This window comes from Variovorax sp. M-6, from assembly GCF_052114385.1.
GTDB lineage: Bacteria > Pseudomonadota > Gammaproteobacteria > Burkholderiales > Burkholderiaceae_C > Variovorax.
The window spans coordinates 98,182-120,822 of record NZ_JBFREQ010000015.1 but is presented as its reverse complement, the minus strand read 5'-3'; the positions used below and the strand labels follow the sequence as shown (position 1 = coordinate 120,822).

At 69.5% G+C, this 22,641-nt stretch carries 26 protein-coding genes; 13 read left to right on the top strand and 13 right to left on the bottom strand.

The window, feature by feature from the left end; translation table 11 throughout:
* The first annotated feature begins 86 nt into the window (after positions 1–86).
* Positions 87–1,400, top strand: a complete 1,314-nt coding sequence (locus AB4Z46_RS18265) for an MFS transporter (RefSeq protein ID WP_442284938.1) — start codon at positions 87–89, stop codon at positions 1,398–1,400.
* Positions 1,401–1,428: 28 nt separating this feature from the next.
* Complete coding sequence (locus AB4Z46_RS18260; RefSeq protein WP_442284937.1) at positions 1,429–2,526, top strand: M14 family metallopeptidase; 1,098 nt, start codon at positions 1,429–1,431, stop codon at positions 2,524–2,526.
* A 15-nt stretch (positions 2,527–2,541) separates the two neighbouring features.
* Here the strand turns inward: AB4Z46_RS18260 and AB4Z46_RS18255 are convergent, their stop codons facing one another.
* From AB4Z46_RS18255 to AB4Z46_RS18245, 3 genes are all read right to left on the bottom strand, one after another.
* The gene (locus AB4Z46_RS18255) at positions 2,542–3,339 is read right to left on the bottom strand and encodes an enoyl-CoA hydratase/isomerase family protein (protein ID WP_442284936.1); all 798 of its coding nucleotides are present in this window, start codon (positions 3,337–3,339) and stop codon (positions 2,542–2,544) included.
* 19 nt (positions 3,340–3,358) lie between these two features.
* Positions 3,359–3,775 (bottom strand): hypothetical protein, encoded by a 417-nt coding sequence (locus tag AB4Z46_RS18250; protein ID WP_442284935.1) that lies wholly within the window; start codon positions 3,773–3,775, stop codon positions 3,359–3,361.
* A gap of 86 nt (positions 3,776–3,861) precedes the next feature.
* Positions 3,862–6,666 carry an autotransporter outer membrane beta-barrel domain-containing protein gene (locus AB4Z46_RS18245; protein ID WP_442284934.1) on the bottom strand — a complete coding sequence of 935 codons (2,805 nt, stop codon included), beginning with the start codon at positions 6,664–6,666 and terminating at the stop codon, positions 3,862–3,864.
* A 346-nt stretch (positions 6,667–7,012) separates the two neighbouring features.
* Here AB4Z46_RS18245 and AB4Z46_RS18240 point away from each other — a divergent pair, with 346 nt between their 5' ends.
* Positions 7,013–7,183: a hypothetical protein gene (locus tag AB4Z46_RS18240; protein WP_442284933.1), complete on the top strand. Its 171-nt coding sequence runs from the start codon at positions 7,013–7,015 to the stop codon at positions 7,181–7,183.
* Positions 7,184–7,210: 27 nt separating this feature from the next.
* Here AB4Z46_RS18240 and AB4Z46_RS18235 read toward each other — a convergent pair whose 3' ends face one another.
* Together AB4Z46_RS18235 and AB4Z46_RS18230 are read right to left on the bottom strand one after the other, a co-directional pair.
* A complete protein-coding gene (locus tag AB4Z46_RS18235) occupies positions 7,211–8,116 on the bottom strand; it encodes a DUF808 domain-containing protein (RefSeq protein WP_442284932.1) in 906 nt (301 codons plus the stop codon).
* 13 nt (positions 8,117–8,129) lie between these two features.
* A complete protein-coding gene (locus AB4Z46_RS18230; RefSeq protein WP_442284931.1) occupies positions 8,130–8,645 on the bottom strand; it encodes a GNAT family N-acetyltransferase in 516 nt (171 codons plus the stop codon).
* A 103-nt stretch (positions 8,646–8,748) separates the two neighbouring features.
* On the opposite strand from AB4Z46_RS18230, the gene AB4Z46_RS18225 reads away from it, so the two are divergent.
* Genes AB4Z46_RS18225 through AB4Z46_RS18215 form a run of 3 tightly spaced genes read left to right on the top strand, consistent with a single transcriptional unit; the run spans position 8,749 to position 9,454 of the window.
* Positions 8,749–8,895 (top strand): hypothetical protein, encoded by a 147-nt coding sequence (locus tag AB4Z46_RS18225; RefSeq protein WP_442284930.1) that lies wholly within the window; start codon positions 8,749–8,751, stop codon positions 8,893–8,895.
* Positions 8,892–9,173, top strand: a complete 282-nt coding sequence (locus AB4Z46_RS18220) for a VF530 family DNA-binding protein (protein WP_442284929.1) — start codon at positions 8,892–8,894, stop codon at positions 9,171–9,173. The genes AB4Z46_RS18225 and AB4Z46_RS18220 overlap by 4 nt, the downstream gene beginning before the upstream one ends.
* Positions 9,173–9,454, top strand: coding sequence for a 2Fe-2S iron-sulfur cluster-binding protein (locus AB4Z46_RS18215; RefSeq protein WP_442284928.1), 282 nt, complete (start codon positions 9,173–9,175; stop codon positions 9,452–9,454). Before AB4Z46_RS18220 ends, AB4Z46_RS18215 begins: the two co-directional genes overlap by 1 nt.
* Here AB4Z46_RS18215 and AB4Z46_RS18210 read toward each other — a convergent pair.
* Positions 9,451–10,629, bottom strand: a complete 1,179-nt coding sequence (locus tag AB4Z46_RS18210) for an MFS transporter (RefSeq protein WP_442284965.1) — start codon at positions 10,627–10,629, stop codon at positions 9,451–9,453. The genes AB4Z46_RS18215 and AB4Z46_RS18210 overlap by 4 nt on opposite strands.
* A 107-nt stretch (positions 10,630–10,736) precedes the next feature.
* On the opposite strand from AB4Z46_RS18210, the gene AB4Z46_RS18205 reads away from it, so the two are divergent.
* On the top strand, positions 10,737–11,375 hold the full coding sequence (locus AB4Z46_RS18205; RefSeq protein WP_442284927.1) for an RluA family pseudouridine synthase: 639 nt from the start codon (positions 10,737–10,739) through the stop codon (positions 11,373–11,375).
* Positions 11,376–11,381: 6 nt separating this feature from the next.
* Here AB4Z46_RS18205 and AB4Z46_RS18200 read toward each other — a convergent pair whose 3' ends face one another.
* From AB4Z46_RS18200 to egtB, 5 genes are all read right to left on the bottom strand, one after another.
* Entirely contained in the window at positions 11,382–11,828 is a 447-nt protein-coding gene (locus AB4Z46_RS18200; protein ID WP_442284926.1) for a universal stress protein, read from the bottom strand.
* A gap of 111 nt (positions 11,829–11,939) precedes the next feature.
* Positions 11,940–12,680, bottom strand: a complete 741-nt coding sequence (locus tag AB4Z46_RS18195) for a 2OG-Fe dioxygenase family protein (protein ID WP_442284925.1) — start codon at positions 12,678–12,680, stop codon at positions 11,940–11,942.
* Positions 12,677–12,958, bottom strand: coding sequence for a DUF427 domain-containing protein (locus tag AB4Z46_RS18190; protein WP_442284924.1), 282 nt, complete (start codon positions 12,956–12,958; stop codon positions 12,677–12,679). The genes AB4Z46_RS18195 and AB4Z46_RS18190 overlap by 4 nt, the downstream gene beginning before the upstream one ends.
* A gap of 41 nt (positions 12,959–12,999) precedes the next feature.
* On the bottom strand, positions 13,000–13,989 hold the full coding sequence (egtD, locus tag AB4Z46_RS18185; RefSeq protein WP_442284923.1) for an L-histidine N(alpha)-methyltransferase: 990 nt from the start codon (positions 13,987–13,989) through the stop codon (positions 13,000–13,002).
* A complete protein-coding gene (gene egtB / locus AB4Z46_RS18180) occupies positions 13,989–15,236 on the bottom strand; it encodes an ergothioneine biosynthesis protein EgtB (RefSeq protein ID WP_442284922.1) in 1,248 nt (415 codons plus the stop codon). Before egtB ends, egtD begins: the two co-directional genes overlap by 1 nt.
* A gap of 166 nt (positions 15,237–15,402) precedes the next feature.
* Between egtB and AB4Z46_RS18175 the strand changes: the two genes are divergently transcribed.
* Entirely contained in the window at positions 15,403–16,764 is a 1,362-nt protein-coding gene (locus tag AB4Z46_RS18175) for an NAD(P)/FAD-dependent oxidoreductase (protein ID WP_442284921.1), read from the top strand.
* Positions 16,761–17,243, top strand: a complete 483-nt coding sequence (locus tag AB4Z46_RS18170) for a RidA family protein (RefSeq protein WP_442284920.1) — start codon at positions 16,761–16,763, stop codon at positions 17,241–17,243. Before AB4Z46_RS18175 ends, AB4Z46_RS18170 begins: the two co-directional genes overlap by 4 nt.
* A 3-nt stretch (positions 17,244–17,246) precedes the next feature.
* On the opposite strand, the gene AB4Z46_RS18165 is transcribed toward AB4Z46_RS18170, so the two are convergent.
* Entirely contained in the window at positions 17,247–18,938 is a 1,692-nt protein-coding gene (locus AB4Z46_RS18165; RefSeq protein ID WP_442284919.1) for a long-chain fatty acid--CoA ligase, read from the bottom strand.
* Between the two features lie 186 nt (positions 18,939–19,124).
* Here AB4Z46_RS18165 and AB4Z46_RS18160 point away from each other — a divergent pair, with 186 nt between their 5' ends.
* The 4 genes from AB4Z46_RS18160 to AB4Z46_RS18145 all read left to right on the top strand — a co-directional run bounded on the left by AB4Z46_RS18160 (position 19,125) and on the right by AB4Z46_RS18145 (position 22,209).
* Entirely contained in the window at positions 19,125–19,565 is a 441-nt protein-coding gene (locus AB4Z46_RS18160) for an OsmC family protein (protein WP_442284918.1), read from the top strand.
* A 56-nt stretch (positions 19,566–19,621) separates the two neighbouring features.
* A complete protein-coding gene (locus AB4Z46_RS18155) occupies positions 19,622–20,587 on the top strand; it encodes a Bug family tripartite tricarboxylate transporter substrate binding protein (protein ID WP_442284917.1) in 966 nt (321 codons plus the stop codon).
* 120 nt (positions 20,588–20,707) lie between these two features.
* Entirely contained in the window at positions 20,708–21,730 is a 1,023-nt protein-coding gene (locus AB4Z46_RS18150) for an NAD(P)H-dependent flavin oxidoreductase (RefSeq protein ID WP_442284916.1), read from the top strand.
* Between the two features lie 20 nt (positions 21,731–21,750).
* Positions 21,751–22,209 carry a guanylate cyclase gene (locus AB4Z46_RS18145; RefSeq protein WP_442284915.1) on the top strand — a complete coding sequence of 153 codons (459 nt, stop codon included), beginning with the start codon at positions 21,751–21,753 and terminating at the stop codon, positions 22,207–22,209.
* A gap of 219 nt (positions 22,210–22,428) precedes the next feature.
* On the opposite strand, the gene AB4Z46_RS18140 is transcribed toward AB4Z46_RS18145, so the two are convergent.
* Positions 22,429–22,587 carry a hypothetical protein gene (locus AB4Z46_RS18140; protein WP_442284914.1) on the bottom strand — a complete coding sequence of 53 codons (159 nt, stop codon included), beginning with the start codon at positions 22,585–22,587 and terminating at the stop codon, positions 22,429–22,431.
* Between the last annotated feature and the right edge of the window lie 54 nt (positions 22,588–22,641).

The window sequence follows — 22,641 nt, the reverse complement described above, 5'->3', positions numbered from 1 at the left end:
TATCGACGGGGCACAATTATTGTCTTTTCTTCGGCAGCGTGATTCCCTAGCATCCCGCCGCGACCCCTTCACGACCTACCCATCCGATGACCATTTCCGCCAGCCGCGTGCCCATGACCCGGCGCAAGACCATCGTCGCCACCACCATCGGCAATGCGCTCGAGTTCTTCGACTTCACCGTCTACGGCTTCATGGCGCTGCTGATCGGCAAGCTGTTCTTCCCGACCTTCACCTCCTACGGCCAGCTGCTGCTGACGGTCGCGACCTTCGGCGTCGGCTTCATCATGCGGCCGCTCGGCGGCATCGTGATCGGCGCCTATGCCGACCGCGCCGGCCGCAAGAAGGCCATGACCCTCACGATCTTCATGATGGCGCTGGGCTGCGCGATGATCGCCCTGGCACCCACCTACGCGCAGATCGGCATCGCGGCGCCGATCCTGATCGTGCTGGCGCGGCTGATCCAGGGCTTCTCGGCCGGCGGCGAGGTCGGCGCCTCCACCACGCTGCTGGTCGAACACGCGACGCCGGCCAACCGCGGCTACATGGCGAGCTGGCAGTTCGCGAGCCAGGGCCTGGGCATCCTGATCGGCGCGGTGGTGGTCGGCGGGCTCACGGCCACGCTCTCGCCCCAAGCCCTCGAGAGCTGGGGCTGGCGCGTGCCCTTCTTCCTCGGCATGCTGATCGCCCCGGTCGGCATGTACATCCGCCGCCACCTCGAGGAATCGCTGGAGGTCAGGCCGCCGTCGGCACAGGCGCCGGTGCGCCGCAGCAGCCTCGCCGAAGTCTGCGGCGAACACGGCAGGACCGTGCTCGCGGCCATTCTCAGCATCGTCGGCGGCACCGCGGCGGCCTACGTCGTGACCTTCTACATGCCGACCTACGCGATCCGCGAACTCGGCCTGCCGCCGCCGGTGGCGCTGTTCGGCGCCGCGCTCACGGGGCTGCTGTCGTTCGGCCTCGCCCCCTTCATCGGCCGCTGGTCGGACCGCGTCGGCCGCAAGCCGCTGATCCTCTGGAGCCGGATCGCGCTGGTGCTGCTGATCTATCCGGGCTTCCTGTGGCTCAACCTGTCGCCGACGCCGGCGGTGCTGTTCATCGTCGTCGGCGCGCTGAGCATCACGCTGGTGATCCAGACGGTGCCGGGCATCACGATGCTGCCCGAGATGTTCCCCAAACACGTGCGCGCGAGCGGCATGTCGCTGGTCTACAGCGTCGGCGTGGCGCTGTTCGGCGGCTTCTCGCCCTTCATCAGCACCTGGCTGCTGAACGCCACCGGCAACAAGCTGGCGCCGGCCTGGTACCTTCTCGCGATGACACTGGTGTCGCTCCTGGGCCTGGTGTGGCTCAAGGACTTCACGGGCGAGGACATCGACGCGGCCGGAGCCCACCAACCCGCCTGAACGGCAACTGTTTTCTCAAGGACCGACGATGCACAGCTCCGCAGCCACCCGCCACTTCTCGGGCACCTACGCCGAGGCCCGGCGCAAGTTCCTCGACGCCGCCGCCGAACGCGGCGCGGCGGTCGAATCCTTCGTGCTCGACGCGCATCGCGGCGCGCTCGGCGAGACGCTGGCCACCGATGTGGCGCTGGTCGGCGCGCCGGGCGCCGCCAAGCTGCTGATCGTCAGTTCCGGCACCCACGGCCCCGAAGGCTTCTGCGGCTCGGGATGCCAGGTCGCGACGCTCCACGATGCCGACCTGCTCTCGCGGCTGGCGCAGGGCGGCATCGCGCTGCTGCTGGTGCACGCGGTGAACCCGCACGGCTTCTCGCACCTGCACCGCACCAACGAGGACAACATCGACCTGAACCGCAACCACATCCCTTTCGATGCGCCGCTGCCGGTCAATGCCGCCTATGCGGAGGTCGAGCCCTTCGTGCTGCCGGCCAGTTGGCCGCCGACCGCCGCCGACGAGGCCGCGATGGCCGCCTACGTCGCTGAGCACGGCATGCGGGCCTACCGCACCGCATTGACGGCCGGGCAGTACACCTCGCCCGACGGCGTGTTCTACGGCGGCCTGGCACCCTCATGGAGCAACCGCACCATGCGCGCGATCCTGCGCAAGTACGCGGCGGCCGCCACCGACATCGCCTGGATCGACATCCACACCGGCCTCGGACCCTACGGCCACGGCGAGAAGATCTACCCGGGCCGCAACGCGGTGGCCGACCTGGCGCGCGCGCGGGCCTGGTGGGGCGCCGACGTGTTCGCGCCCTTCGAAGGCAATTCCGCCTCGGCCGACGTGTCGGGGCCGGTGGTATCCACGGTCTATGACGAATGCCCACGGGCTGCCGCATCCCTGATGGGGCTGGAGTTCGGCACCCTGCCCGACCAGGAAGTGATGAACCGGCTGCGCGCCGACACCTGGCTGCGCCGGCACCCCGAAGCGCCGGCCGCGCAGCAGCATGCGATTCGCCAGGGGCTGCGTGACGCCTTCTACTGCGACAACGACGAATGGAAGGGCATGGTTCTGGGCCAGACCCGCGTGGTGCTGCTGCAGACGCTGCAGGGGCTCAAGAGCGCCTGACGCCGGTCACGAAGCTCAGGGGAACCTGGGCGCCCGGCGCTCGCGCAGCGACGCGATGCCTTCGCGCACGTCGGGCCCGGCAAAGCCCATGAACTCGAGCGCCAGCGAGGCGTCGAAGGTCGGCCCGGCCTGGCGCAGCCAGTTGTTGAGCGCGTACTTGGTGAAGCGGATCGCGCTCTGGCTGCCCGCCGCCAGCCGGTCGGCCAGCGCGTAGGCACGCGGCAGCAGGTCGGCCTCGTCCACCGCCAGCGAGACCAGGCCGATGCGCTCGGCCTCCTCGCCGCTCAGGGGTTCGCACAGCAGCAAGTGGTACTTGGCTTTCGCCATGCCGCACAAGAGCGGCCAGACGATCGCCGCATGGTCGCCGGCCGCGACGCCCAGGCGCGTATGGCCGTCGACGATCTTGGCGCTCTTGCTGGCGATCGAGATGTCGGCCAGCAAGCCCGCCACCAGCCCGGCGCCGACCGCCGGCCCGTGCATCGCGCTGACGATCGGCTTGTCGCAGTTGACGATGTTGTAGACCAGGTCGCGCGCCTCTTTCCAGACCCGCGTGCGGACGGCGTCGTCGGTGGTCATCTGCTCGACCATCGCCAGATCGCCACCACCCGAGAAGCCCATGCCCTCGCCGCGCAGCACGGCGCAGCGCACGCTGTCGTCGGCCGCCACGTCGCGCCAGATCTCGGCCAGTTCGCGATGGCCGTCGTGCCCCGCCGTGGGCAGCTTGCCGTTGCCGGCCCGCATCTGGATGTCGAGCACGGCATCGGCTTCGCCGCGGCGCGTGATCGCAAGGGTGCTGTAGCGCGTGTAGTCCATGGCGATGCCCTTCGTGGCGTCAGAGCTTGGCCGCGAGATCGCGGCATTGCTGCAGGTTGCGGTTGAATTTCGCTTCCATGCCCGGCTCGCAGGCCGAACTGGTGGTCATGATGCGGCACAGGCCGACCACCAGGAAGTCCGACACCGCATCGGTGCACATCGGGAAGCGCGCCAGCGCGGGGTTGTCGCGCGTCTTGAAGCCCCAGCTGTCGGAGAAGCCCAGCATGCGGCCCATCGCGTCCTCGAAGTAGTCCCGGTCGCGCGCCGCGATGGCCGCCTCCATGGCCGGCAACTCGCCGCCGAGGAAGCTGACCGCCGCGGCGGGAAAACGATTGGCCTCCTGCTGCGCGGCCGCGCCCGAAGCGGCGGCGGCGAGCAGCAGCGGCGCGACGGCGCGCCCGAGGAAGGCAGGAATGCGGGAGCGAAGGAGGTCCATGGGTTCCGGTCTGGCAATGGCTTCGAAGGCCGCCCGATGCAGGCGACCGCTGGAAGCGTATTTGAACCGAAACCCGGACCGCGGGACTACCAGCTCAGGCGCATGCCGATCGAGCCCTGCAGGGAAGATTTCACCTTGGCATCGCCGCCGGTGTTGTAGAGCTGCCCGACTTCGCCGTAGAGCGTGGCGGTGGGGGTCAGCGCCAGCGTCATGCCGGCGGCCAGCTCGGTGGAGGTGTAGCCGGTGGCACTGGCGATGCGGGTGCTGGCCGCCGGACCGATGAAGGTCGCGACATCGGTGCCCGAACCGGCCTGATAGACGTTGACGCGGCCGTAGGGCTGGAGCCGGCCGGCCGCAGTCGCGACATCGCCCTTGATGCGCACGCCCAGCCGGCCGATCCAGCCGCCGTCGGCATCCTGGCTCACCCGCGCACCGCCGATCAGCACGTCGTCGAAGCGGTTGCGCTGGTAGATCAGTTGCGCCTGCGGCTCGATCGTCCAGCCCTCGGCCAGCACGAAGCTCTTGCCGGCCTCGATCGAAGCCGTGAGGCTGTTCGACTTGCCCTCGGCGTTCAGGTTGCCCTGGGGCTGCACCGTGTAGCTGTGGCGACCGCCCTGCAGCACGGCATCGGCATAGAGGCCGTCGGCCCCCATCCAGGTCGCATAGCCGCCGAGGTAGCGCGACTGAAGGTCGTTGCTGCCGACCGCCGCGACCAGACCGCGGGCGTTGCCGACGACGTCGGCATTGCCGTCCAGCGTGCCAACATAGATGCCGGCGCGCCAGCCGCCGGTGGCCAGCAGGTCCGTGCCGGCCTGGACGCCGCTCACATGGCCCTGGCTGTGTGCCGCGGCCACGCCCTCCTGCCGGATGTCGAGGTCGCTGTAGACGGCGCGGGCCCAGGCCTGGCGCCCACCAGCGGGGTCTCCCGCCGAGGCTGCGGCCGCCGGCGCCAGTTCGTCGCCGACGCGCCGGTGCAGATTGCCCAGCATCGTCAGGTCGGCCTGGCGCAACTGGGCCGGCAGGGCCGCGAAAAGCGGCACTTCGGCACGGTAGGTCGGCACGACGACCGGCTGCTGGGCCTGGCCCGAGCCGGTGTTCTCGAGAACCGGCGGCACCGGCAGCACTTTCGGTGCCGTCGTCGTCGAACGCAGGTACCAGTTCTCGCCGGCACCCGTGGCGTCGGCCGCATACAGGCGGTACTCGAAGGCACCCGCATCGACGTGGCCGCCGGCGAGCGCGAAGGCGTCCCGCGTGGTCTGGGCGGTGGTGGTGGCGCCGTTTTGCGCGCTCACCAGTTCGATGCCGTTGCCCACCGTCAGGCCGCCGAGGCCGCCGAGATTGGTGACACGCACCGTGGTGCTGCCGCTCGCGCTGGCGGAGGCGCCGTTCAGCACCAGCCGGTCGCTCGCGCTGCCGCTCGCGCCCAGCACCGTGCCGAGGCTCAGCACGCCGCCGTTGCCGACGTAGGCACCGTTCACCGTCAGCGTGCTGCCGGCCTTGGCGCTCAGCAGGCTGACCGTACCGGCGTTGCGCAGCGACGCCACCGACTGGTCGAAGCCGCCCGTGTCGAGCGTGGCCCCTGCCGCCACGGTGTGCGCCGAGGCGGCGCTGAACACGTTCGCCGCCGCGGCGCGCAGGGTGCCCGCCGCGATCGTGGTCGTGCCGGTGATCGCCTGGGCGCGCGTGAGGGTCAGCGTGCCGGCCCCGGTCTTCTCGATGCCGCCCGAGCCGGCCAACAAGCCGTTGTAGCTGGCATCGGTCGGCTGTGCGAAGCGCACGAGGCCGTTGTCGGTGATCGCCAGCGGCGCGAAGCCGGCGCTGGTCTGCAGCGTGCCGGCCGCATCGACCGTCATGCTGCCGGTGTAGCTGCTGGCGTCCGCGCCAAGGATCAGCGTGCCGCCCGCCACCCGGGTGCTGGTGATGCCCGAGGTCGGCAGCGCGTTGTTGAGGGTCCAGGTGCCGCTGTCGTTCTTGACCAGCGTCTGGAAGTTCGAGAACGGCTGGTCGAAGGTCCCGGCCCCGGTGCCGTTGAGGGTCAGCGTGTTGCTGCCGCCGCCGCCGTTGATCGCGCCGGTGATCGAGGAACCGTCGTAGACGTTCAGCGTGTCGTTGCCATCCGCGAAGTTCAGCGAGCCCAGCACCTGGCCCCGATTGGTGAAGGTGATCGCCATCGTGCCGGTCACGCCCATGATGTTGCGCGAGCCGCCCGTGTATTCGATCACGCCGGTGGCGCCGTTGACGATGGTGTTCTCGCCCGACGCCGCCTGGAACCAGATCGCCGCGCCGCCGGCGCTCGATCGGATTTCGCCGTTGTTGACGATCAGGTTGCCGGTTCCGAACGGATTGATCGCCTCCGCGGTCCACGAGTCGCCCTTCGAGAGCACCTTGGCGCCCTGGCCGATGGTCAGCGTGTTGTTCGAGTGCATCTCGATGGTGTTGGCACCCGTGCCCACGCCATAGAAGCCGTCGGCGCCGACCGGGGCGACGTTCTCGACCGTGGCGCCGTTGCGGATCTCGATGCTGGATTGGCTGCCGATGCTGATCGCGGCCTGGGCACCGGTGCTGATCAGGGCCCCGGACTCGACGATGACGGAGGTGTCCGATGCGGTGGCCGGGCCGCTGCCCACCGTGACCCCCTGGGGACTGCCGGCGGCGCAGGTGATCACCGCGCCGCTGGTCGAGCATGCGGCTGCCGCGGCGCCGCCGAAGCCGAGCAAGGCAGCGGCCATGGCGACTTGCAGGGTCGCGATGCGCTGGAACGGCCTGGCGTTCGGGGACGAGGGCAGCCTGACGCTGCGGGTGGCGGACTTGCCGGCGCCGGAGGCCAGCTCGGAGGCCACGGCCCAGATCTGGAGCGAGGAGTTCCAGACGACACTGAAAACGCGATTCATGCAGATGCTCTTCCGAAAATGAAACGCCCAAGGGCGAAATGAGTACTTACGAATGTAATCCTTAGGTACTCTTTTTCAGCGGAACAAATTCACGAATTGCACGAAATTGGTGCGTGCAATTTAAAGAACGCTACAGTTCAGATAGCAACAAAGTCACAGCCCGAGGGGTTCTGTTAGTGCGGCATAGCCAGGCGCGTTGCGTCCGGAGGCTGATCAAACATCGTCCCAAAATCGTTACACGTGCCGCAGCGGACCTGCGGGCGAAACACCATGTCCCGGGCCGTAAACTCGGCCGATGGCATCCAGACGACCCTCCCGGAACCCGCGCACTCTCGAGCGCGGAATCATGTGCATCCTCATCGGCGCGGCGGTGCTGATCGCGCCGACCTTCCTCTCGTCGCCGGGTTGGCGCGAGACGGTCGGCGGGGCCTACGTGGTGGGCTGGTTCGCGCTGGTGCTGGGCATCGCGCTGGTGGGCTTGGACCTGGTTCAGCGCGCCAGATCCAAGGGTCGCTGAGCCCCCGCGCGCTCGCTTCGCGCGTGCTCAAAGGCCCGCGCGCATCCTCTTCACGAGTTCGACCCCGGCCAGCACGATGCTGCCGGCGACGATGCCGACCGCGGCGTTGGCGCCCATCGAGGCCAGGGCGCGCAGCAGGCCGCCGGCGTCGGCGGCCCAGGCGTCGACCGCATGGGCCAGCGCCGGCACGCCATGCACCAGAATGCCGCCGCCGACCAGGAACATCGCCGCAGTGCCGGCGATCGAGAGTCCCTTCATGAGCCAGGGTGCCGCCGCGAGGATGCCGCGCCCCAGGGCGCGCGCGCCCGCGCCTTCGCGCCGGCTCAGGTAAAGCCCCGCGTCGTCGAGCTTCACGATGCCCGCGACCAGGCCGTAGACGCCGACGGTCATGATCAGCGCGATGCCCACCAGCACCGACAGTTGCGTCAGGAAGGGCTGACCCTGCACCGTCCCCAGCGTGATCGCGATGATCTCGGCGGAGAGGATGAAGTCGGTGCGCACCGCGCCCTTGATCTTCTGCTTCTCGACCGTCACCAGGTCGACGTCTTCGCCGGCCACCGCCTGCTCGTGCCGCGCGGTGTCGGCGGCATGCTCCTTCTTGTGCAGGAACTTGTGCGCGAGCTTCTCGCAGCCCTCGAAGCACAGGAAGGCGCCGCCGATCATCAGCAGCGGCGTCACCAGCCAGGGCAGCCAGGTACCGATCGCCAGCGCGGCCGGCACCAGGATCGCCTTGTTGACGAAAGAGCCCTTGCAGACCGCCCAGACCACCGGCAACTCGCGGTTGGCCCGGACGCCCGCCACCTGCTGCGCATTCAGCGCCAGGTCGTCGCCGAGGACGCCGGCGGTCTTCTTGGCGGCGACCTTGGTCAACACCGAGACATCGTCGAGCACCGTCGCGATGTCGTCGAGCAGCAGCAGCAGGCTGGAGGCCATGGAGCGCTCGTGCTCAGACGTTGCGCTTGAGGCGGATCTCCTCGATCTTCACGCTCCCGATGGCCGTGGTCTTCGCGGTCTTCATCTCGCGCTTGAAGCCGGCCAGCTCGTGGAAGCGCATCGCGCGATCGTTGCGCAGCGGCACCCAGATCGTGACCACGGTGCAGCCCTCCTCCTCGAGGCCGTCGCGGGCTGCGTCCCACAGGGCGACGCCGACGCCCTTGTCCCAGTGCTCGGGCTTCACGTAGATGGCCCAGATCTCGCCGGTGGTCGATGGCGTCTTGGCGTCGCGCGAGCGGTCGAAGCCGACGAAGCCGACGACCTCGCCGTCAAGCACCGCGACCTGGACCTGCGGTTCGCTGAACTCGATGGCCTCGCGCCACTTGGCTTCGCGGGTGGCGGGCGCCAGCGCGCGCAGTTCGTCTTCGGGCAGGATGCCCTCGTAGGCGGCACGGGCGGCAGCGGCGTGGACTTCGGCGATGGCTTTGGCATCGCGCAGGGTGGCGGGGCGAACTTCGTAGTCGGACATGAATGCGGGGGGAGCGAAACGGTAAAGGCCATATTGTCGCCGCGCCGAACGTGCGGGCTAAACTTGCCGCTGCATTTGCATTCGCACTATCCCGGAGAACCCCATGGCAAAGAGTCAGCAGCGCAGCAACAAGGAAGCCAAGAAACCCAAGAAGGACACTGCGCCCCCCAAGCCTCCAGGCGCCGCCATCGAACCGGTGCGCACGATCACCACCGCGGTGATCCCGCGCGGCAAGCTCAAGAACAAGTGAGCGACGCGCCCAGCCCGAGCGCGAGCCCGCAGCCGCAGCCGCGCAACCCCCTGCACGGCCTCACGCTGGAAGCCATCGTGACCGCGCTGGCGGACTGCTACGGCTGGGAAGGCCTGGGCGAGCGCATCCCGCTGCGCTGCTTCACCAGCGACCCGAGCGTGGCGTCCAGCCTGAAATTCCTGCGCAAGACGCCGTGGGCGCGCGAGAAGGTCGAGAGCCTCTATCTCTTCATGCTGCGCGACCAGCGGCGGCAGCAGTCGTCGTCGCCGCGCCCCTGATGAAGGCCCGCATCGAACCGGGCGGATTCAGTTTCGAAACCGACGCCGATCTCACGCTGCTGCAGGCGGCCGACGCCGCCGGCATCGAGTTGCCGAGTTCGTGCCGCAACGGCACCTGCCGCACCTGCATCTGCAGGCTCGTCGAGGGCGATATCCGCTATCGCATCGAGTGGCCCGGCGTCAGCGCGGACGAGAAGGCCGAGGGCTGGATCCTGCCCTGCGTGGCCGAGCCGCTCGGCGACGTCGCGCTGGACGTGCCGCACGCCTTCTCCCAGTTCTAGGGCCTGTTGACGAGCCGGTCGCGCTGCGCCAGCGACGGAAAGAGCCGGAACCAGGCCAGGGCCACCAGCACGGTGCCGACGCCGCCCGCCACCACCGAACCGACCGGCCCCAGCAACGCCGCCGTGGCACCCGACTCGAACTCGCCCAGCTGATTGCTGGCGCCGATGAAGATCGAGTTGACCGCGCTCACACGGCCGCGCATGGCATCGGGCGTCTCCAGTTGCACCAGCGTCTGGCGGATCACGACGTTGACCATGTCGGCGCCACCGGAGACCGCGAGCGCGATCAGCGAGACGACGAAGCTGCGCGACAAGCCGAACACCACCATGCAGACGCCGAACAGCGCCACCGCGCTCAGCAGCGCGCGGCCCACATGACGCTCGACCGGACGCCGCGTCAGCAGGATCGACGTCACGAGCGCGCCCACCGCCGGCGCGCCGCGCAGCAGCCCCAGGCCCCAGGGCCCGGTGTGGAGGATGTCCTTGGCATAGATCGGCAGCAGCGCCACCGCGCCGCCCAGCAGCACCGCGAACAGATCGAGCGAGACCGCCCCGAGCACCGGCTTGCGTTTCCAGATGAAGTCGACGCCGGCCAGCACGGTGGCGAGGGTGACCGGCTCGCGCGCCGGCGGTGCGTGGGCATAGCGCAGCCGCAGCACCAGCGCGGCGGCCAGCGCGAAGAAGACCAGCGCCGCGGCGTACACCACGCCCATGCCGGCCACGAACAGCAGCCCGCCCAGCGCCGGCCCGCCGATGATGGCGCCCTGCATGCCGGCCGAGCTGAAGGCCATCGCGCGCGGCAGCATCATCGGCGGCACGAGCAAGGGCGTCAGCGCCTGCTGCGCCGGCATCTGGAAGGCGCGCACGGCCCCCAGCACCAGCGACAGGCCGAGCAGCAAGCCGCGCGAATCGTGCGCCACCTGCACGGCAAGCAGCAGCATCAGCGCCACCGCGCCCTGCACCGAGAAGCAGGCGGCGACGATGCGGCCCCGATGCCGGCGGTCGACCACGTGGCCCGCGAGCAGCGCCAGCAGCAGCGCCGGCACGAACTGGTAGAGGCCGACCAGCCCCAGGTCCCAGGCGCTGCCAGTGAGCTCGTACATGTGCCAGCCGATCGCGACCAGCAGCATCTGGCTGGCGGCGGTGCCGAACAGGCGCGCCACCCACAGCTGCATGAAGGGCCGCTCGCGCGTGAGATCTGAAAAACGGGTGGGATGGACGGCAGGCGGCGCAGCGGGCATTGGCTGCGAGGATAGCCGAGCCTTCTAGACTCGCCCTTCCGATGACCGAACTGCAGCCGATCCACGAAGACCCTCACCTGCTGGTGCTCGACAAGCCCGCCGGCCTGCTGTGCGTGCCCGGCCGGGGCGAAGACAAGCAGGACTGCCTGAGCGCCCGAGCGCTGCGGCAATGGCCCGATGCCCTGGTGGTGCACCGGCTCGACATGGCGACCAGCGGCCTGGTGCTGATGGCGCGCAGCCCGCAGATGCAGCGCGCGCTCGGCGACGCGTTCGCGACGCGCCAGGTGCACAAGGGCTACGAAGCGATCGTCGACGGCCTGCTGCCGGCCACGGAGGACTGGTCGCTGATCGATGCGCCCCTGGCCGCCGACTGGCCGCGCAGGCCGCTACAGAAGATCGACCCCGCGGGCAAGCCCAGCCAGACCCGCTGGCGCGTGAAGCGGCAACTGCCCGAACGCCAGGCCAGCCACCTCTGGCTGGAACCGCTGACCGGACGCAGCCACCAGCTGCGCGTGCACCTGTTGTCGATCGGGCACCCGATCCTCGGCGATGCGCTCTACGGCGACGACGCGGTGCGCGAACGTGCGCCGCGGCTGCTGCTGCATGCGACAACGCTCGAATTCATCCACCCCGTCGATGGCCGGCTGTGCCGCTTCGAGAGTCCGCCGCCGTTCGATTGATGGCCTTCAGCTGAGATCGCCGCGGACCACCAGGACAGGGCATTTCGCGTCCTGCAGCACGCGTTGCGTGACGCTGCCCAGCAGCAGCTTCTCGATGCCGCTGCGGCCATGCGAGCCCATGACGATCAGGTCGGCGCCGATCGCGATCGCGGTGTCGACGATGCCTTCGTGCACCACGTGGCCGTCGATCACGCGCTGGTCGCTGTGCAATCCCTCGGCGGCCAGGGCCGCAACGCCGCGCGCCAGCGCCGCATTGGCGCTGCTGGTGGCGGCCGCGAGGTATTCGTTCTGGCCCAGCGCGTAGTCCGCGCCGACGCCGATGAAGGGGTAGTTGTCCACCACATGGATGAGCGTGATGCGACTGCCGAACGCCAGCGCCAGCCCGCTGGCCTTGCTGACCGCGAGCATCGAGGTGTCGGACCCATCGATCGGGACCAGGATGTGATTGAACATGGCAGACCTCTTTGGTTCTCTACAGGGTTCGACGGCTCGAACCGGGCCCCGAATTTACATCCAAGGCCAGGTCGCTGTTGTAGGACGACTGCGGGGCGCCGGGAATTCCGATCAGTCCCCCTGGAAGCCGCCGGATCGGCAGGTGACGACCAGCGTGTCGCGCCAGCCCGGCTCGCCGTCGATGAGGGGCTGGATCGGCGTCGACTCGTGGATCACGCGGGCATCGTCGAGCACCAGCAGCGTCCACGGTTCGGTCATCGTGAAGCGCTCGCCGCGCCGGCCCGATGCCTCGAACACCCGCGTCTCGCCGCCCTTGATGTTGTGGCGCCCGGCCAGCGCGACCGCCACCAGGTCGACCCCGTCGCGATGCGCGCCCTCGGGCGTCGGCCGCCCGATGCCATCGGCCGTGTCGATCCGGAACTGGTGCGCCTCGACATACCAGCGCTGCGCGCCGCGCAAGCCGCTCGCCACCTCGCCGAGACCGCGCATCAGTTGCTGCCAGACCGGTTGCGCGACGGTCGCCGCCTCCATCGGCGCGAACCAGCGCTGCATGCCCCCATGCAGCGCGTTGTACTCGACCGGCTGCCAATGGGCGCGGTGGGGCGCCTGTTCGATGGCCGCGCCCTCGATCGTGAAACAGGCATGGCGCCGCGTGCGATAGCGTCCGCCGTCCTTCAGATACTCGTCGGGCGGCAGATGGGCCCAGTCGGCATGCAGTGCGTCGAGCGCGGCCAGCGGCATCCCGAGCCAGTCGGCCACGCCCTGCGGACTCAGGACGGCGTAGCCATCCTGGCGCAAGGTGGGAACGAGTCGATCGGGCGGAGTGAAAGGCGGATTGAATCCGGTGCTCACTCCGTCACCTTCACGTCCTTCCAGAAGGCCACGCGGTTCTTGACCATCTCCGCCTCGGGCTTCGGGTCGGCGTAGTACCAGGCCGCATCCGCGTGGAGTTCGCCGTTGACCAGCAGCGAGAAGTAGTTCGCCGTGCCCTTCCAGGCGCACGTGGTCTTGTGGTTGCTGAAAGTCACATGGTCGCGGTTGAGCGAATCCATGGGGAAATAGTGGTTGCCTTCGACCAGCACCGTGTCGTCGCTCTCGGCCACGGTGACGCCGTTCCAAACTGCTTTCATCAAGATTCTCCGGTGCCCGCCAAAAAAGTTGGGGCAGCACGCTATTGTGCCGCCGGCGCCTGCAGCCAGTGGACGCTGAACAGGCGGTCGGGATCGGTCCACACCGCGGCCGGCCTGAAGCCCGCCTCCACGGCCAGCGCGCGCAAGCCCTCGACCGTGAACTTGTGCGAGTTCTCGGTGTGCAGGGTCTCGCCTTCCTCGAAGCTGAACCGTTGGCCGTCGAGCGTCACTTCCTGCGGCCGGCGGCTCACCAGATGCATCTCGACCCGCCGCAGCGGCGAGTTGTAGAAAGCCGCATGCGTGAAGCCATCGAGGTCGAAATCGGTCCCGAGCTCGGCATTGGCGCGGCGCAGCAGGTTGAGATTGAAGGCGGCGGTCACGCCCTGCGCATCGTTGTAGGCGGCGTGCAGCAAGGCCGGATCCTTGACCAGATCGACGCCCAGCAGCAGGCCACCGCCGCGCAGCAGGCGATGCGCGAGTTGGAGGAAGGCCAAGGCCTCGTCCGGCGTGAAGTTGCCCAGGGTCGAGCCCGGGAAGAAGCCCACGCGCTGGCCGATGCCCTTGCCGCGCGCAGGCGGCAGCACCAGCGGCATCGTGTAGTCGGCCACCACCGGCTGCACGGCAAGTCGTGGATAGTCGGCGCGCAGCCGCGCGGCCGCCGCCTCCAGGTGCGCGCCCGAGATGTCGATCGGCACGTAGCGCCTGGGAGACTCGAGCGCGTCGAGCAGCAGCCGCACCTTGGTCAGCGATCCGGCGCCGAACTCGATGATCTCGGCATCGGGTCCGATCTGCGCCGCGATCTCGCAGGCGCACTCGGTCAGGATGCGCAGCTCGGTGCGCGTCGGGTAGTACTCCGGCAGTTCGCAGATGCGATCGAACAGCGCCGAGCCCGGGGCGTCGTAGAAGAACTTGGGCGAAATGCTGCGCGCGTCGAGGCTCAGGGCCGCGAACAGCTCGCGGGCGAAGTCGGACAGCGGCGCGGCGCGCTGCGCCGCGCGGAAAGCGTGGCGGTTGAATGCAGGAGTGCCCATCAGAGGTCCTTCGCGAGCCGCAGCCCCGAGAACTGCCAGCGCGCGGCCGGCGGGAAGAAGTTCCGATAGCTGGCCCGCGTGTGACCGTCCGGTGTCGCGACACTGCCGCCCCGGAGCACCAGCTGGCCGACCATGAACTTGCCGTTGTATTCCGCCGCGATGCCCGCGAGCGGCCGGAAGCCCGGGTACGGGTCGTACGAGGAGCGGGTCCATTGCCACACGTGGCCGCTCATCTGGGTGATGCCGGGCGCATCGTGCGCGGCCTCCCATTCGAACTCGGTCGGCAGCCGCGCACCGGCCCATTCGGCGTAGGCCGCGGCTTCGAAGAAGCTCAGCTGCGCCACCGGCGCCTCGGGCTCCAGCGGCCGCACGCCATGCAGGCCGAAGACCTGCCAGCCGCCCGGCACGCCCTCGTGCGCCAGGCGCGGATCGTCGGGCGCCAGCCAGTAGGCCGGGGCACGCCAGCCCTGCGCCTGCACCGCGGCCCAGCCCTCGGACAGCCAGAGTTCCGGCCGCTGGTAGCCGCCGTCGGCGATGAATTGCGCGTAGTCGCCGCAGCTCACGAGCCGGTTGGCGATCGCATGGGGCCGCAGCAGCACCTGGTGCCGCGGCGTCTCGTTGTCGAAGGCGAAGCCCGGCTCGCCATGGCCCACCTCGGCCACGCCGCCCGGCCGCGGCAGCCATGTCATTGCCGGCGCCGTCGAAGCCAGCCGCAGCACCGGGCCGGCCGGCGCACGATAAGCCGGCAGCAAGGGGTTGCACCACAGCGCATGCAGGATGTCGGTGACGATCAGTTCCTGGTGTTGCTGCTCGTGCTGCAGCCCCAGCGTGACGATCGGCTCGATGGCGGCCCAGTCGGCCCCGCCCACCTTTCCGAGCAGCGCCAGCACCGCGCGGTCGACGTGGCGGCGGAAGGCATGCACCTCGTCCAGCGAGGGCCGCGTCAGCAGGCCGCGTTGCGGCCGGGGGTGGCGCGGGCCCAGCGCCTCGTAGTAGGAATTGAAGAGATAGTGGAAGCGCGGGTCGAACACCTTGTAGCCGCTCGCGTGCGGCTGCAGCAGCACCGTCTCGAAGAACCAGGTGGTGTGCGCGAGATGCCATTTGGTCGGACTGGCGTCGGGCATCGACTGGATGCACTGGTCCTCGGCCGACAGGGGCGCGGTCAGCTCGAGGCTGTGCGCGCGCACCGCCACGAAACGATCGCGCAATGCCTCCGCCGCCGGCAGTTCCGGACGGATCAGGTTCATGGGGTCTCCAATTTGGAAGCGAACGCGTCTTTTAGCCCACGCGGGCGGGGAAACGCCGTAGGACAAGGGCGCGCCAGGGCGCTGGACCGGGGTGCCGGCGCGGCGGGAGGTGCCACTTTGGCACAAGTCGCGGGCGCCTGCCAGGGGCCTGCGTATCATCCGGCGGATGAGCAGCCCCCCGACCTCGCCGCCGCCTTCCGGTCGCCCCCATGTCCTGATCATCGGCTGCGGCTTCGGCGGCCTGGAAGCCGCGCGCAAGCTGCAGCGGGCCGACGTCGACGTCACGATCGTCGACAAGACCAACCATCACCTGTTCCAGCCCCTGCTCTACCAGGTGGCGACCGCCGGCCTGGCGGCGCCTTCGATCGCGGCGCCGATACGCCTGCTGTTCCGGCGCCAGCCCAACATCACGACCCTGCTCGGCGAAGCGACGCAGATCGATCCGGTGGCGCGCACGGTGCGGCTGGCCGACGGCAGCCAGCTTTCCTGGGACCACCTGATCGTCGCCGCCGGGTCCACCCACAGCTACTTCGGCAACGACGCCTGGGAGCCGATGGCGCCGGGCCTCAAGACGCTGGCCGACGCCTTCGAGATCCGCCGCCGCGTGCTGGTGAGCTTCGAGGCCGCCGAGATCGAGACCGATCCGGTGCGGCGGCGCGCGCTGCTGACCTTCGCGGTCATCGGCGCCGGACCCACCGGCGTCGAGATGGCCGGCACGCTGGCCGAGATCGCGCGCCACACGCTGGAAGGCGAGTTCCGCAACATCGACCCGAGCAGCGCCGAGGTGCTGCTGATCGAGGGCGGTGCCCGCGTTCTCCAGGCCATGCCCGAGGCGCTGAGCCAGCGCGCGCTGGAACAGTTGCAGAAGCTCGGCGTGCAGGTCCGGCTCAACGCCCGCGTCACCGCCATCGACGCCACCGGGCTGCAGATCGCCTCGCCCTTCAGCGATGGCGGCGCCGGCCTCGGCAGCCACCGCATCGACTGCGGCTGCGTGATCTGGGCCGCCGGCGTCGCCGCCTCGCCGCTCGGCCGGATGCTGGCCGCGGCCACCGGCGCCGAGACCGACCGCGCCGGCCGCGTCAAGGTGCTGCCCGACCTCAGCCTTCCCGGCCGCCCGGACATCAGCGTGGTCGGCGACCTCGCCGCGGCGATGAGCCATCTGCCCGGCAAGGAGCCGACCCCCGTGCCCGGAGTCTCGCCCGGCGCCAAGCAGATGGGACGCGCCGCGGCCTCGAACATCCTGCGGCGGATCGCGGGCCAGCCGACCGAGCCCTTCCGCTACCGCGACTACGGCAACCTCGCCACCATCGGGCGCAATTCGGCCGTGGTCGACCTCGGCACCCCCTTCGGGGCGCTGCGTTTCGCGGGCAAGGCGGCCTGGCTGTTCTGGCTGTTCGCGCACATCTACTTCCTGATCGGTTTCCGCAACCGCTTCGTGGTGCTGATGGACTGGGCCAGCGCCTACTGGAGCTTTCAGCGACATGCCCGGGTGGTGGCGGACGTCCGCGCCAAGGAGAAGATCCAATGACACGCATCGAACAGAAACTGCAGGCCCTGGGACTGGTGCTGCCGCCGTCCGCCAAGCTGCCGCCCGGCGTGGTGCTGCCCTTCCCCTGGGTGCGGCTGGTCGGCCGCCGCGCCCTGGTCTCGGGCCACGGACCGATCGCGAGCGACGGCGGCTTCGCCTTGCCCCTGGGCAAGGTCGGGCGCGAACTCAGCGTCGAGCAGGGCTACGAGGCGGCGCGCCTGACCGCGCTGGGCATTCTCGCGAGCCTGCAGCGCACCCTCGGCAACCTCGATCGTGTGACGGCCTGGACGCGGGTGTTCGGCATGGTCAACGCGGCGCCGGGCTTCAACCGGATGCCGGCGGTGATCAACGGCTTTTCCGACCTGATCCTCGAGCTCTACGGGCCCGAGGCCGGCGCCCACGCGCGCAGCGCCGTCGGCCTGGCCGAGCTGCCTTTCGACATCCCGGTCGAGATCGAGGCCGAGGTCGAGTTCGACTAGGCCCTAGCCGCCGCTCTCGGCCTCCTGCAGCAGCCGCCACATCACCTTGCCGCTGCCGCTCTTGGGCAGCACGTCGACGAACTGCACCACGCGCGGAACCTTGTAGACCGCCATGTTCTCGCGGCACCAGTCGATGATCTGCTGCTCGGTCGTGTCCTTGTGGGTGGCGCGCAGCACCACCACCGCCTTGACCGACTCGCCGCGGTAGGCGTCCTTGATGCCGATCACGCAGGCTTCCTGGATCGCCGGGTGGCGGAACATCAGCAGCTCGACCTCGGCCGGCCAGACCTTGAAGCCGCTCGCGTTGATCATGCGCTTGAGGCGGTCGGTCATGAAGAAGTAGCCGTCCTCGTCCATGCGGCCCATGTCGCCGGAGCGGAAGAAGCGCTTGCCCTCGAATTCGACGAAGGCGGCGGCGGTGGCGTCGGGGCGCTTCCAGTAGCCCTGGAACACCTCGGGGCCGTGGATGATGATCTCGCCCGATTCGCCGACCGGCACCTCGACCAGCGTGTCGGGGTCGACCACGCGCGCGTCGGTGCTCATGTAGGGGATGCCCAGGCACTGCTGCTTGGGGTTCTCGAAGGGGTTGGCGTGCGAGGGCGCGGCAGTCTCGGTGAGGCCGTAGCCTTCCTGGTACTTGAGGCCGAACTGCTCGAACAGGCGCTGCGCCACGGCCTGCGGCATCGCGGCCCCGCCGCCGCCGATGTAGCTCAGGCTGCTCAGGTCGTAGCTAGCGAAATTGGGGCTGGCCATCAGGTCGATGACCATGGTCGGGATGTTGGTCCAGCTCGTGACCTTGCGGCGCGAGATCAGGCGCCCGGCGACGTCGCGGTCCCAGCGCGGCATGATGACCAGCGTGCCGCCGACCAGCACCGTCGTGTGCATCATGCTGACCACGCCGGTGATGTGGAACATCGGCACCACGGCCAGGACCACCACCTCGGCCGAGCCCAGGCCCCACAGCTGGCTGGCGCAGGCGTTGTGCATCAGGCTCGAATGGTGGTGGACGCAGCCCTTGGGCAGGCCGGTGGTGCCGCTGGTGTAGGGCAGGAGCGCCATGTCGTCGGCGCCCACCACGTGCTCGGGCGGCGCATGGCCGGCGGCCAGCGCATCGGTCCAGGTCATCACCGCACCGCCTTCCAGCGTCGGCATGGGGTGCCGGGTCAGGAGCCAGTCGCGCCAGGCCGGCGCCGGCGCCTCGTCGCCCGTCACCTCGGGGTCGAAGGTGTCGGTGAACTGGGTGACGATCATGTGCGCCAGCCGGTCCTTGGGATCGAGCGCGTTGCTGGCCTTGGCCAGCTCGGGCGCCAGGTCGGCTGTGGTGATCGCGAATTTCGCGTCGGGGTCGGTGATGTAGTGCTTGAGCTCCTCGGCCCGGTTCATCGGGTTGACCGGCACCACGACGGCGTTGGCGCGCAGGATCGCGAAATGCGCGATCACCAGCTGCGGGCAGTTCTGCATGTCGAGGATCACCCGGTCGCCGCGCTGCACGCCCAGTGCATGCAGCGTGCCCGCCAGCCGTTCGGCCTGCGCGGCGAACTCGCCGTAGCCGATCTCGCTGCCGAAGAAGACCAGCGCGGGCTTGGCCGGATAGCGCGCGGCGTTGACCGCCAGGTTGTGCCACAGCGAGGTCGCCGGCACGGTGATCGAACGGGGCAGGCGCTGGGGCCAGAACTTGAAATGCGGGCGATCCATACAGTCTCCTAAGTGCGTGCGAGCCTACGATGCCCCGTGGCCTTGCCGCATCGGGGAAGCCCCGACGCGCGTCACCTGAGCGACTTCGGCCACCGGGCCGGCGCGACTACCGCCATCGGCCGACAGACGCCGCGCGCGATCTGCCGTAAAAGAGCAGGCTCTCAACCCATTCGACGAGGAGCTTCCATGCCCGCAGACAAGCACGCAAGCGTTCATTGGGAAGGCGCCGGCAAGACCGGCAAGGGCCAGATCAGCACCGAGACCGGTGCGCTGAAGGACTACCCCTACGGCTTCGCGAGCCGCTTCGAGGACGACAAGCGCGGCACCAACCCCGAGGAGATCCTCGGGGCGGCGCACGCCGGCTGCCTGACGATGGCCTTCGCCTTCGCGCTCGAAGGCGCCGGCCTCACGGCCACCTCGATCGACACCAAGGCAGCCGTGCGCCTGGCCAAGGACGGCCCGGGCTTCAAGATCGACCGCATCCAGCTCGAACTCGAGGCCGTGGTGCCGGGCGTCGACGAGGCGAAGTTCCAGCAGCTCGCGGCCGGCGCCAAGGAAGGCTGCCCGCTGTCGAAGGCGTTGGCCAGCGTGCCGGAGATCACCTTCAAGGCCACGCTCAAGTCCTGAAGCCCCGGCCGCCGCAGCGGCGCTGTTTATGATCCCCTCGCAACGAGGAGACACCCATGAACATCGCCCGAAAAGGCATCGCCGCGCTGCTGTGGCTGACGGCTTCGGCCGCCGCCCTGGCCGCCTTTCCCGACAAGCCCATCAAGGTCGTCATCGGCTTTCCGGCCGGCGGCCCGCTCGACCAGCACGCGCGCCTGCTCACCGACCGGCTGCAGGCGGTGCTGGGCCAGCCCGTGATCGTCGACTACAAGCCGGGCGCTGGCGGCTCGGTCGGCGCCGAGGCGGTGGCCAAGAGCGCTCCCGACGGCTACACGCTGATGCTGGCCAACACCGGCGTGGCGGTGATCAACGGCGCGCTCTACGCGAAGCTGCCCTACAACACGCTGCGGGACTTCACGCCGATCGCACGCACCGCGATGCAACCGCTCGCGCTGCTGGTGACGCCCAAGCTGCCGGTGAACGACCTGCGCCAGTTCGTCGACTACGCCCGCGCCCGCCCGGGCCAGATCAACTACGGCTCGGCCGGCAACGGCGGCATCAGCCACCTGGTGCCCGAGATGTTCAAGAGCGCCACCGGCCTCTTCATGGTCCACATCCCCTACCGCGGCAGCGCGCCGGCCTTCACCGACCTGATGGGCGGCCAGGTGCAGTTCATGGCCGAGTCGATCCCGCAGGCGGCCAACTACCACAAGCAGGGCAAGGTGCGCGCCCTGGCCGTCACCAGCGCGGCGCGCAACCCGGCGCTGCCCGACGTGCCGACCGTGATCGAGGCCGGCATCAAGGGCTTCGAGGTGGTCGGCTTCTATGGCTTCCTGGCGCCCGCGGGCACCCCGAAGGACGTGGTCGCCAAGCTCAGCGATGCCTTCAGGCAGGTACTGACCAGTCCCGAGGTGCGCGAACGCATGGTGAGCCAGGGTGCGGACCCGGCCTTCCTCGGCAGCGAGGATTTCGCCAGGTTCCTGGCTGCGGAAACGCCGCGCTGGGACAAGGCCGTGAAGGCTTCGGGCGCCAAGATGGACTGAAGCGCGCGCCGCGCGGCGGCCTCCTCCGGATTGGGGATGTCAGGCGTCCCGCGCTTCGGTCTCTCGCTTCCAGAAACACGAGCCGGCCACTAAGCTGAGGGCTTCCATCCGAGGGATCGCATGCAACTCCAGACCGCCGTCACGCGCTTGCTCGACATCGAGCACCCCGTCCTGCTGGCCCCCATGGACCTGGTGGCCGATGCCCCGCTGGCGGCGGCCGTCATCCGGGCCGGCGGCTACGGTTTTCTGGGAGGAGGCTATGGTGAGGAAGGATGGCTGCTGCGCGAACTCGCAGCCCTCGTGCCCGCGGCCAGAAAGACCCATTGCCCGTTCGGCGTCGGCTTCATCACCTGGAGCCTGGCGCGCCAGCCCCGCCTGCTGGAGATCGCGCTCGAACAGGGCCCGAGCGCCGTCTGGCTGTCGTTCGGCGACCCGGCGCCGTTCGCGCCGCGCATCAAGGCCGCGGGCGCGAAGCTGGTTTGCCAGGTGCAGACCGAGGCCATGGCCCGCCAGGCGCTGGACGCCGGCGCCGACATCCTGGTGGCTCAAGGCGCCGAGGCCGGCGGCCATGGCGTCAGCCGCGGCAGCCTGGCGCTGGTGCCGGCGCTGGTGGACCTCGCGGGACCGGATGTGCCGGTCGTGGCGGCTGGCGGTATTGCCGATGGGCGCGGCCTGGCGGCCGCCCTGATGCTCGGCGCCAGCGGCGTGGCCCTCGGCACGCGCTTCTACGCCACGGTGGAGGCTGCAGGCTTCGACGCCGCCAAGCGCCGCATCGTCGAGGCGAGCGGCGACGACAGCCTGCGCAGCGTCGTCTTCGACATCTCGCGCCGCAACGTCTGGCCCGCGCCGTTCACGGGCCGATGCCTGTACAACGAGCACCTGCGGCGCTGGGCGGGACGGGAACTCGATCTGATGCGTGCGCTGGGCACGGAAGGCGAGCGATACGCCGCAGCACGAGTCTCGGGCGATTTCGACACGGCCGCCGTGATCGCGGGCGAGGCATCCGGCCTGATTCACGACGTCCCGCGTGCCGGTGAGCTGATCCGTCGCCTGGTCGAAGAGGCCGCCGGTTTGCTGAGCGCGGCGCCCGGCTTCCTGGCGGAGAACAGCAGGCAGTCCCTGGCGTCGATGGAAGCGAAGTAGCACCTGCGCAACGACGCGGCATGGCCATGGCTCGCGACCTGCAAGCGTTTTCAGCAGTCCTCGATGCCGAGGGGCCGTCGCAGGCCCTGGCCTACCTCAATGCCGGCGTCCCCCATCGGTACACCGCGGTCTATCGCTTTGCCGGTCCGGTGCTGAGGAATGTCCTGCTGCACGACAAGGCGGGCAAGATGAGGCCGGATTTCCTCGCCGCGGTGCCCTTCGACAAGAGCTTTTGCCAGTTCGTTCTGCGCGACGGCGCCTTCCGCACCGACGACTCGTCCGTCGACGCGAGGTTGGAAGGCCATGCCTACCGGGGCGTGGTCGTCTCCTATCACAGCGTCCCCCTGGTCTCCCTGGCCGGCGACTTGTGGGGCACGCTGAGCCATTTCGACGCCGCGCCGCTGCCTCTGTCCGACGAGGAGTTCGCGCTTCTCGAAGGGGCGGCGAAGCTGCTGGCCCCCGTGCTGGCCGACATCTGATCAACGCCCTATGCCTTTCGCGCGCTTCCATCGCGCGCGAAATGTAGTAAAAATGGGTTACATGGAGTCCTTGCACTTTTCCCGGCGGCCCGATCCCGCGCCCGACGGCCTTTTTGGACGCCGGCGGCCCCGTTTGCTGCCCGAAGCCTCTGCGCGCAGGCAGGGACTGCCCTCCGCCGAGGACCGCCCTCCGCGGCCGCTGAGCCCCACGGAACTGGTTCAGGTCGCCAGGGCCTGGAGGCGGCGGGCCGACGGCGCTTCGATCCGGGTGGCCGAAGCGCTGGAGTCGCTGGCTGCCCGCCGGGCCCCGCCACCGCTTCCGACGCTCCGACCGAGGCCGGTCTCGAAATCCGTGGTGCGCAGGATCTCCGAGCTCATGGGCTTGTAGCAGGGCCAGGTAACAGTCGGGGACTGTCGAAAATTTCACACCCG

Coding starts and splice junctions, on each gene's coding strand:
- AB4Z46_RS18265 (WP_442284938.1), top strand. CDS start 87: ATGACCATTTCCGCCAGCCGCGTGCCCATGACCCGGCGCAAGACCATC.
- AB4Z46_RS18260 (WP_442284937.1), top strand. CDS start 1,429: ATGCACAGCTCCGCAGCCACCCGCCACTTCTCGGGCACCTACGCCGAG.
- AB4Z46_RS18255 (WP_442284936.1), bottom strand. CDS start 3,339: ATGGACTACACGCGCTACAGCACCCTTGCGATCACGCGCCGCGGCGAA.
- AB4Z46_RS18250 (WP_442284935.1), bottom strand. CDS start 3,775: ATGGACCTCCTTCGCTCCCGCATTCCTGCCTTCCTCGGGCGCGCCGTC.
- AB4Z46_RS18245 (WP_442284934.1), bottom strand. CDS start 6,666: ATGAATCGCGTTTTCAGTGTCGTCTGGAACTCCTCGCTCCAGATCTGG.
- AB4Z46_RS18240 (WP_442284933.1), top strand. CDS start 7,013: ATGTGCATCCTCATCGGCGCGGCGGTGCTGATCGCGCCGACCTTCCTC.
- AB4Z46_RS18235 (WP_442284932.1), bottom strand. CDS start 8,116: ATGGCCTCCAGCCTGCTGCTGCTGCTCGACGACATCGCGACGGTGCTC.
- AB4Z46_RS18230 (WP_442284931.1), bottom strand. CDS start 8,645: ATGTCCGACTACGAAGTTCGCCCCGCCACCCTGCGCGATGCCAAAGCC.
- AB4Z46_RS18225 (WP_442284930.1), top strand. CDS start 8,749: ATGGCAAAGAGTCAGCAGCGCAGCAACAAGGAAGCCAAGAAACCCAAG.
- AB4Z46_RS18215 (WP_442284928.1), top strand. CDS start 9,173: ATGAAGGCCCGCATCGAACCGGGCGGATTCAGTTTCGAAACCGACGCC.
- AB4Z46_RS18210 (WP_442284965.1), bottom strand. CDS start 10,629: ATGCAGCTGTGGGTGGCGCGCCTGTTCGGCACCGCCGCCAGCCAGATG.
- AB4Z46_RS18205 (WP_442284927.1), top strand. CDS start 10,737: ATGACCGAACTGCAGCCGATCCACGAAGACCCTCACCTGCTGGTGCTC.
- AB4Z46_RS18200 (WP_442284926.1), bottom strand. CDS start 11,828: ATGTTCAATCACATCCTGGTCCCGATCGATGGGTCCGACACCTCGATG.
- AB4Z46_RS18190 (WP_442284924.1), bottom strand. CDS start 12,958: ATGAAAGCAGTTTGGAACGGCGTCACCGTGGCCGAGAGCGACGACACG.
- egtD (WP_442284923.1), bottom strand. CDS start 13,989: ATGGGCACTCCTGCATTCAACCGCCACGCTTTCCGCGCGGCGCAGCGC.
- egtB (WP_442284922.1), bottom strand. CDS start 15,236: ATGAACCTGATCCGTCCGGAACTGCCGGCGGCGGAGGCATTGCGCGAT.
- AB4Z46_RS18175 (WP_442284921.1), top strand. CDS start 15,403: ATGAGCAGCCCCCCGACCTCGCCGCCGCCTTCCGGTCGCCCCCATGTC.
- AB4Z46_RS18170 (WP_442284920.1), top strand. CDS start 16,761: ATGACACGCATCGAACAGAAACTGCAGGCCCTGGGACTGGTGCTGCCG.
- AB4Z46_RS18165 (WP_442284919.1), bottom strand. CDS start 18,938: ATGGATCGCCCGCATTTCAAGTTCTGGCCCCAGCGCCTGCCCCGTTCG.
- AB4Z46_RS18160 (WP_442284918.1), top strand. CDS start 19,125: ATGCCCGCAGACAAGCACGCAAGCGTTCATTGGGAAGGCGCCGGCAAG.
- AB4Z46_RS18155 (WP_442284917.1), top strand. CDS start 19,622: ATGAACATCGCCCGAAAAGGCATCGCCGCGCTGCTGTGGCTGACGGCT.
- AB4Z46_RS18150 (WP_442284916.1), top strand. CDS start 20,708: ATGCAACTCCAGACCGCCGTCACGCGCTTGCTCGACATCGAGCACCCC.
- AB4Z46_RS18145 (WP_442284915.1), top strand. CDS start 21,751: ATGGCCATGGCTCGCGACCTGCAAGCGTTTTCAGCAGTCCTCGATGCC.
- AB4Z46_RS18140 (WP_442284914.1), bottom strand. CDS start 22,587: ATGAGCTCGGAGATCCTGCGCACCACGGATTTCGAGACCGGCCTCGGT.